We start from the raw sequence: 8,131 nt of genomic DNA, 5'->3' as shown, positions 1-8,131 counted from the left end.
ACTTAAAAAAAATATTTTATAATAGTGTTGCGGAATTAAGGGTTTTGAATTTGTATCTTTGGACAAAAATTTCTTGAAGCGTGAAAATAAGAGAAATATTATATGCCCTTGAAAAATTCGCGCCTCTGCCCTTACAGGAGAGCTATGATAATGCCGGCCTGCAAGTTGGACTGACAGAGGTGGAAGCATCAGGGGCTTTATTGTGTCTTGACGTAACCGAGGAAGTGCTGGACGAAGCCATATCACTGGGCTGTAATCTGGTCATTTCCCATCATCCGCTGCTTTTCGGAGGATTGAAACGAATCACCGGCCGCACGATGGTGGAGCGTTGTGTCATGAAAGCAATCAAGCACAATCTGACAATCTATTCCGCCCATACCAATCTGGACAACTCGGAGGACGGGGTGAACTATAAGATTGCAGACAAGTTAGGATTGGAGGATGTACGTCTGCTCCAGCCCAGAATGATACAGGTGACCATCGGCGATGATACCCATAACGTATTGGCGGGCAGTGGAGTAGTGGCTACCGTTCCGGTGCCGGAAGATGCCTCCGATTTTCTCCAGCGGGTGAAGGAAACATTCCGGGTGGACTGCTTGCAGCACAATGAAGTGCTGGACCGACCGATCCGGAAAGTCGTGATTTGCGGCGGAGCAGGCGATTTTCTGCTCGAACAGGCTCTGGAAATCGGAGCGGACGCCTTCCTGACCGGAGAAATGAAATATCACTTATACTTTGGGCATGACCAGGATATCCAGATCGGAGTGCTGGGACATTACCAGAGCGAACAATATACCAAAGAAATCATTTATTCAATCATAGCGGATGCATGTCCCGGTGTTCCGGTGTACATCACCTCGCTGAATACAAATCCAATTAAATATTTGTAATAAAAAGTATGGCTAAAGACACAAAAAAAGATCCGATGGACCTTTCTATTGAGGAGAAACTGAAGAATCTTTATCAATTGCAAACCATGTTGTCTGAGATTGATAAGATCCGTACATTAAGAGGAGAATTGCCATTGGAAGTGCAAGATCTGGAAGACGAAATCGAGGGACTCGCAACCCGTATTGAGAAAATACAGAACGAGATCGTGGAGGCAAAGAGAGATATTGCCAACAGAAAAACTCAGATCGAAGCCAATCATGTTGCCATTGAGGGATACAAGACTCAGTTGGACAATGTGCGTAACAATCGTGAGTATGAATCACTCAACAAGGAAATTGAGTTCAAGACTCTCGATATTGAACTGAATGAAAAGAGAATCCGTGAAGCAAATGTGGCTATCGAGCACAAGAACAACGAAATTCAGCGCTGCACGGAAGATATGACCGAGAGACGTACCGACCTGGACATCAAGAAGTCTGAGTTGGATGAGATTATCTCGGAAACCAAAGCTGAGGAAGAGAAGTTGCGTGAAAAGGCCAAGAACCTCGAAACGACTATTGAGCCAAGACTTCTTTCTGCATTCAAGCGCATCCGCAAGAACAGCCGTAACGGACTGGGTATCGTTTACGTGCAGCGTGATGCCTGCGGCGGTTGCTTCAACAAGATCCCGCCTCAGAGACAGCTGGATATCAGAATGCGTAAGAAAATTATCGTTTGCGAATATTGCGGTAGAATCATGATCGACCCGGAACTGGCCGGCGTGAAACTCGAGCAGAAGGTTGTGGAGGAGAAGCCGAAGCGCCGTCGTCGCAAGACAGAAGAATAAGTTTTGATTTTATAGAAACTTCCCGGCAGACGGACAGTGTGTCGGGAAGTTCGTGTTTTTATACAGTAAATATTTGTGCTATGAAGGAGAAGGTATCGGTGCCTTTCATGCTGTTGGGCATCTTGTTTAATGTTTGTCTTATCACAGCCAATCTGCTGGAAACCAAGGTTATTGATTTGTGGGGACTGACTATTACAGGCGGGTTGCTTGTGTTCCCTGTTTCGTATATTATCAATGACTGCATTGCAGAAGTGTGGGGATTCAAGAAAGCGCGTCTGATTATCTGGAGCGGCTTTCTGATGAATTTCTTTGTCGTCATGATGGGACAGTTGGCCGTATGGCTGCCGTCGGCCCGTTTCTGGAACGGGGCAGAGAGTTTTAATTTTATTTTCGGGCTGGCGCCCAGAATTGTTGTCGCCAGCTTATCCGCGTTTCTGGTAGGTTCGTTCCTGAATGCCTACGTGATGAGCCGGATGAAGCTGGCGTGCCATGGAAAACAATTTTCGTTGAGAGCCGTGCTTTCAACCGTTGTCGGCGAAACGGCCGACTCACTGGTATTTTTCCCAATTGCTTTTGGAGGACTGATCGCGGTCAGGGAACTGCTGTTGATGATGCTCATTCAGATTCTCCTGAAGACCCTATATGAAATCATTGTCTTGCCGCTGACCATCCGGGTAGTAAACTGGATCAAGAAAGAGGAGGGCAGTGATATTTACGATCACAACATATCGTATAATCCGCTTCGCCTGCTCGATCTATAGGCAGGCCAACTCCTCGTAATCGGGGATGTCCTGAAGAAAGACGCATCGGTTGTTCTGATAGTCCACCTTGCAGCAGTAATGGTCTATACCGTTGGTGACAATCAGGAACTTCACTTTCAGGACGATATTATACCGGGCTATCTGATCAAAGACTTTGGAGGTGATTTTCACCGTCGGAGCCTTATACTCCACAATCATCTGAGGCTGCCCCTGACGGTCGAACAGAATCGAGTCACAGCGCTTGGAAGTGCCGTTCAGAGTAATGGCTATCTCGTTGGCCAGCAGAGAACCCGGATAACCCTTGCAGGAAATCAAGAAATTGATAAAGTGCTGGCGTACCCATTCTTCGGGAGTCAGTGCTACGTATTTCCGACGCAGAGGGTCAAAGATATTTCTTTTCCCGTCCTTCACAACCACTTTCGCGTTGTAGGCGGGTAACTTCAATTCAGCCATGGAATGCTAGGTTTAGAAAGTACAACATATTTATTTCAGACTGCAAAATTAGTGTTTTTATGAAAACGAAAGATGAAATCGTGAGAAATTGGCTTCCCAGATACTCCCAGAGTAAACTGGAGGATTTTGGTGAGTATATCTTGCTGACAAACTTTAATAACTATGTGGATATCTTTTGCGAGCTCTGTGGCGTGGAAAAACCGGGCTATGAGGCCAACATGCGTGTGGCACATGGTCAGGATATCAGCATCATTAATTTTGGTATGGGAAGCCCGAATGCGGCGATTGTGATGGATCTGCTCTCTGCGGTCGCTCCGAAGGCATGCCTGTTCCTGGGCAAGTGCGGCGGAATCTCCGGCAAGACTCATTTGGGCGATCTGGTGCTTCCTTTGGCCGGCATTCGGGGCGAAGGTACGTCGAACGACTATTATCCGCCAGAGGTGCCCGCATTGCCTGCATTCATGCTTCAGAGAGCCGTTTCTACGGCAGTGCGTAATGCCGGGCACGATTATTGGACCGGAACCGTATACACCACCAACCGCCGCATCTGGGAGCACGACGAACAGTTCAAGGACTATCTGCGCAAGACACGGGCCATGGCGGTGGATATGGAAACCGCAACGCTCTTTACTTGCGGATTTGCCAATCATATTCCCACAGGAGCACTTCTCCTTGTTTCGGACAATCCGATGACTCCAGAGGGCGTTAAAACAAGCGAGAGCGACCGTATGGTGACGCGCAGCTTTGTTCACGATCATGTGCAGATCGGAATCTCCGCGCTGGAACTGATTCGGGACAACCGTACCACCGTAAAACATTTGAAGTTCGATTGGTAAGATGGCAGCGAAACAACAGGAGATCACATACGAGGAAATAGTGCGCCGGGTACGCGCCAAGGATTTCTGCCCGGTGTATTATCTGATGGGTGAGGAACCCTACTATATTGACAAGATCAGCGACTATATTGTCGACACGGTGCTCACTCCCGAAGAGCGGGATTTCAACCTGACAATCCTCTACGGACAGGGCACCAGCATGAATACCGTGATTGACGCTGCGCGGCGTTTTCCGGTGATGGCAACCCATCAGGTGGTGCTGGTCAAAGAGGCTCAGCACATCGATGACAAGGACCGTTTGGCTGAATATCTCCAGAAACCACAGACGTCCACGATTTTGATTTTTTGTCATAAAAACGGATCGTTGGACCGTCGTAAGAAAATTGCCGAGGAGATCAAAAACAAAGGCATTCTGTACGAATCACGCCGCTTGTACGACACCCAGCTTCCGGTCTTCGTCAGTGCCTATCTCAAGCGTCAGGGCTTTCAAATAGAGCCGCAGGCCGCTCTTATCCTGAGCAACTATGTGGGCAGCGATTTATGCCGTCTGGCAGGAGAATTGGACAAGCTGACTGTAGCCGTTTCCGGAGGCCGCAATCTCATCACAGCAGAGGATGTAGAGACCCGGGTGGGCGTGAGTAAGGAGTTTAACAATTTCGAACTGCTGAATGCCCTGGTCGAGAAAGATGTCTACAAGGCCAATCTGATCGTAAAATATTATAACAGTAACCCCAAATCCTTCTCTCTTCAGGTTACGTTGTCTGTTCTCTTTAATTTCTACTCTAATCTGATGCAAGCGTACTACGCTCCGCAAAAAACAGAAGAATCCATAGCACAATGGCTGGAGCAACCCAAGTGGCAGGTGAGTCGTAATATACTTCCCGCCATGAAGAAATATACCGGTGTGAAGGTGATGAAGATCATTTCAGAGATCAGAAACGCTGATATACGTTCCAAGGGTATTGAGAGTACCGGAAACACGTCTGCCGGGCAATTGCTCCAGGATTTGGTTTTTTTCATCCTACATTAAAGTAGTTCTTATTTTTTGAAATCTCAGCGCGCCAGAACGCTCCTACGGGAAGTTCTGGCGCGCTTTTGTTTGTTTTCGTCCCTCTGGTTTCTTACTCAGATAAAACGGGTGGGGGAGTAAAATGAGGTGATTTATCTTTATAAATATAAATCTAAAATATAAATATCTGTAGTTTTACATTTGTAAATCCGACTTCATTAGCTCTATATTCAGCAAAAAGACGTTATTTCTCTCAATTACGTTTATAAATATAAATGTAAACGATAGGAATATGTAAATGAATAAAAATACAGCATTTTATTATATCTTCAATAGGATGAAACCCAGTGCTTTATGAGGTTTATAGCGCTGAACTATTAATAATTATGTCTGTATTTTTGAATATTCTGATCACAAAAGTGAAAGTGTATAAAACCAATAGCATAAGCATGAGAGCACCAACGTGAATTTTATTTTTATTAAAGCTTTAATTCAATGATTATCTGTGAATTCACATTCCATTTACGTATGTAAACGCTTCTTTGAGACCGTTTGATTCATATCTATAAATATTTATGGTTGTAAAATGTAAATTGAAGATTCAGAAAAATAAATTCATTTTTCTTGCTCACCTCCGTTCTTTTGTTTATCTTTGTGAACAAAAGATTTAGAACAATGAAGGATAGAATTATGGAGCTTATGAAGAAGGAGGGAATGACACAGCAGGAATTTGCTGCTGCATTGGACATCTCTCCGGCTTCCTTATCGAATATATTCAACGGAAAGACGAATCCGACGAACAATCATGTCAATGCCATCCACAAACGTTTCCCCAACATCAATATCAGTTGGCTGATGTTTGGCGAAGGCAATATGTATACCGACGGCGCTGATGCTTCGGGCAACAAAAGTAATGGGTCCGAATTTGAGGATGGTATATCTCTGTCGAATAGCGGCGATAATATGCAACAGTTGTCGAATGCTTCAGCAGCGCAGGCAGCGGCAGCTTCGGTGGTACCAAAAGAGTATGTGAAAATCATTGACAAACCGGAGCGAAAGATTGTTGAAATCAGAATCTTCTTCGATGACGGTACTTACGAGACTTTTTCGCGATAATTATCTACAAAATCGTGAGTTTTCGGGCGCTTTTTCGCGATTTTAACATTCAATTTCCAGATAAAATGTTTTTCTTTTCGGAAAAAACGGCTTAAAGTTCTGATTGATTGGGTAATAGACATAAAAACACGCTCTGAGACTTGAAAAAATGGAGTCGACCGTATATTTGTACGCAAAAACGGAAATTTGAGCATATCACGAAAGCGCATTTTTTCGCTTCTCCGGGACTGCTCTGCTGAAGACTCTCTTTCCTTATTATAATAAATCCAGTTTTATTTCTTATCTTTGCAAGAGAATTCCAAAAACAACAGAAATGAAGAAGTATATATTAGATCTGATCATTACAGAAAATGTAAATTTAAATGATCGGTATGTTTTGTTGAAAGCCACAAGCCGTGAGCCTCTTCCTGAGATGCTTCCCGGACAGTTTGCCGAACTGCGCGTGGACAATTCGCCGGCCACTTTCCTGCGCCGTCCTATTTCCATCAACAACGTCGACCGCGAGAAAAACGAAGTATGGTTCCTGGTTCAGGTAGTCGGTGAAGGTACTGCCCATCTGGCCGAGTTGAAGCCAAACGATGTGCTGAACACCGTGATTCCTTTGGGTAATTCCTTCTCAAAGCCCGGAGCTGAAGAAAAGCGTCTGCTACTGGTTGGTGGTGGTGTGGGAACTGCACCGATGCTCTATCTGGGCCGCACGCTGAAGGAGCAGGGTTATGAGCCGGAGTTCCTGTTGGGAGCACGCTCGGCTTCCGATCTTCTGGAGTTGGACTTGTTCCGTGAGTATGGTCCGGTGCATATCACAACCAACGACGGAAGCATGGGCGAAGCTGGTTTTGTGACCCAGCATTCTATCCTGTCGCAGGTGCGCTACGACCGCATCTATTGTTGCGGACCGAAACCGATGATGCAGGCTGTGGCCAAGTACGCCAAGGAAAACAGCATCGACTGTGAGGTTTCGCTCGAGAATATGATGGCCTGCGGTGTGGGAGCCTGTCTGTGCTGCGTGGAGAACACCAAGGAAGGTCATGTGTGTGTATGTAAAGAAGGTCCGGTATTTAATATAGAAAAGTTGTTATGGCAGATTTAAGAGTAAAGATTGGAGGACTGGATCTGAAGAATCCGGTGATGACCGCTTCCGGCACATTCGGCTACGGTCTGGAGTTTGCAGATTTCATCAATCTGGAAGACTTGGGTGGTATCATCGTTAAGGGAACCACACTGAACCCACGTGAGGGAAATCCTTATCCGCGTATGGCTGAGACCGCATCGGGAATGCTCAACTGCGTTGGATTGCAGAACAAGGGAGTGGATTATTTCTGCAAGAACATTTATCCGCAGATTAAGGACATCAACACCAATATGATTGTGAATGTGTCCGGTTCTTGTCCTGAGGATTATGCCGAGTGTGCAGCCCGTATTGACGAGCTGGAGCATATTCCGGCCATTGAGCTGAACATCTCCTGTCCGAACGTAAAGCAGGGCGGTATGGCCTTCGGAGTGACTCCTGAGGGTGCTGCCAGTGTGGTTAAGGCAGTACGTGAGGCTTATCACAAGACTTTGATCGTAAAACTGTCGCCCAATGTAACCGACATTGTTTCCATCGCCAAGAGCGTAGTTGATGCCGGAGCAGATTCATTGAGTTTGATCAATACCCTGATGGGTATGGCCATTGATATCGAAAAGCAAAGACCGGTACTTTCCATTGCAACCGGCGGACTGAGCGGTCCGGCTGTGAAGCCTGTAGCTTTGCGCATGGTATGGCAGGTAGCCAAGGCCGTAAACGTGCCGATTATCGGACTGGGCGGTATTATGAACGCTACCGACGCCATCGAGTTCCTGTTGGCAGGAGCTACCGCCATTCAGATCGGTACTGCCAACTTCATTGATCCGACTATTACCGTGAAGGTGGCTCAGGGAATCAACGAATATCTCGACAAGCACGGCTACAGCAGTGTAAACGAGATTATCGGTGCCCTGAAAGACTAAGAAAAATCTGAGAACAGATATAAGCAAGAGAATCAGCGCTTTCTGCAAGTCATTTGCAAAAGCGCTGATTTTTTATTATATTTGTGAAACGCTCCGGAAATGTGCGTTTTTTTACTCCTGACATTTCTGTGTATAATCAGTATTATGTTAAATAGGATATTCAGAAAACTCCAAGAATTCCCCCATCTTCCGAAAAACTTTAGAAAATGCTGTCTTAATACAGAAATACTTCACACCGTTTTAACAATTA

The 8,131-nt window shown here is 45.8% G+C and carries 9 protein-coding genes; 8 read left to right on the top strand and 1 reads right to left on the bottom strand.

Annotated elements, in window-relative coordinates:
* Positions 1-80 precede the first annotated feature (80 nt).
* The 3 genes from DXA74_RS15205 to DXA74_RS15195 all read left to right on the top strand — a co-directional run bounded on the left by DXA74_RS15205 (position 81) and on the right by DXA74_RS15195 (position 2,478).
* Positions 81-890 (top strand): Nif3-like dinuclear metal center hexameric protein, encoded by an 810-nt coding sequence (locus tag DXA74_RS15205; protein WP_118528982.1) that lies wholly within the window; start codon positions 81-83, stop codon positions 888-890.
* Positions 891-898: 8 nt separating this feature from the next.
* Positions 899-1,717, top strand: coding sequence for a zinc ribbon domain-containing protein (locus tag DXA74_RS15200; RefSeq protein ID WP_118528980.1), 819 nt, complete (start codon positions 899-901; stop codon positions 1,715-1,717).
* Positions 1,718-1,797: 80 nt separating this feature from the next.
* Positions 1,798-2,478: a queuosine precursor transporter gene (locus tag DXA74_RS15195; RefSeq protein WP_118528978.1), complete on the top strand. Its 681-nt coding sequence runs from the start codon at positions 1,798-1,800 to the stop codon at positions 2,476-2,478.
* On the opposite strand, the gene DXA74_RS15190 is transcribed toward DXA74_RS15195, so the two are convergent.
* Positions 2,473-2,931 (bottom strand): type I restriction enzyme HsdR N-terminal domain-containing protein, encoded by a 459-nt coding sequence (locus tag DXA74_RS15190; protein WP_118528976.1) that lies wholly within the window; start codon positions 2,929-2,931, stop codon positions 2,473-2,475. The genes DXA74_RS15195 and DXA74_RS15190 overlap by 6 nt on opposite strands.
* Positions 2,932-2,990: 59 nt before the next feature.
* On the opposite strand from DXA74_RS15190, the gene DXA74_RS15185 reads away from it, so the two are divergent.
* The 5 genes from DXA74_RS15185 to DXA74_RS15165 all read left to right on the top strand — a co-directional run bounded on the left by DXA74_RS15185 (position 2,991) and on the right by DXA74_RS15165 (position 7,881).
* Positions 2,991-3,767, top strand: a complete 777-nt coding sequence (locus tag DXA74_RS15185; protein WP_118528974.1) for an AMP nucleosidase — start codon at positions 2,991-2,993, stop codon at positions 3,765-3,767.
* 1 nt (position 3,768) lies between these two features.
* Positions 3,769-4,797, top strand: a complete 1,029-nt coding sequence (gene holA / locus DXA74_RS15180; RefSeq protein WP_118528972.1) for a DNA polymerase III subunit delta — start codon at positions 3,769-3,771, stop codon at positions 4,795-4,797.
* Between the two features lie 654 nt (positions 4,798-5,451).
* Complete coding sequence (locus DXA74_RS15175) at positions 5,452-5,892, top strand: helix-turn-helix domain-containing protein (RefSeq protein WP_199666203.1); 441 nt, start codon at positions 5,452-5,454, stop codon at positions 5,890-5,892.
* A gap of 313 nt (positions 5,893-6,205) precedes the next feature.
* On the top strand, positions 6,206-6,982 hold the full coding sequence (locus tag DXA74_RS15170) for a dihydroorotate dehydrogenase electron transfer subunit (protein ID WP_118528968.1): 777 nt from the start codon (positions 6,206-6,208) through the stop codon (positions 6,980-6,982).
* Positions 6,970-7,881 carry a dihydroorotate dehydrogenase gene (locus DXA74_RS15165; RefSeq protein ID WP_118528966.1) on the top strand — a complete coding sequence of 304 codons (912 nt, stop codon included), beginning with the start codon at positions 6,970-6,972 and terminating at the stop codon, positions 7,879-7,881. Before DXA74_RS15170 ends, DXA74_RS15165 begins: the two co-directional genes overlap by 13 nt.
* Positions 7,882-8,131 lie beyond the last annotated feature (250 nt).

Origin of the sequence: Bacteroides sp. OF04-15BH (assembly GCF_003477995.1) — a bacterium.
Classification (GTDB): Bacteria; Bacteroidota; Bacteroidia; order Bacteroidales; family Bacteroidaceae; genus Paraprevotella.
This window is presented reverse-complemented; position numbering and strand designations above follow the sequence as displayed.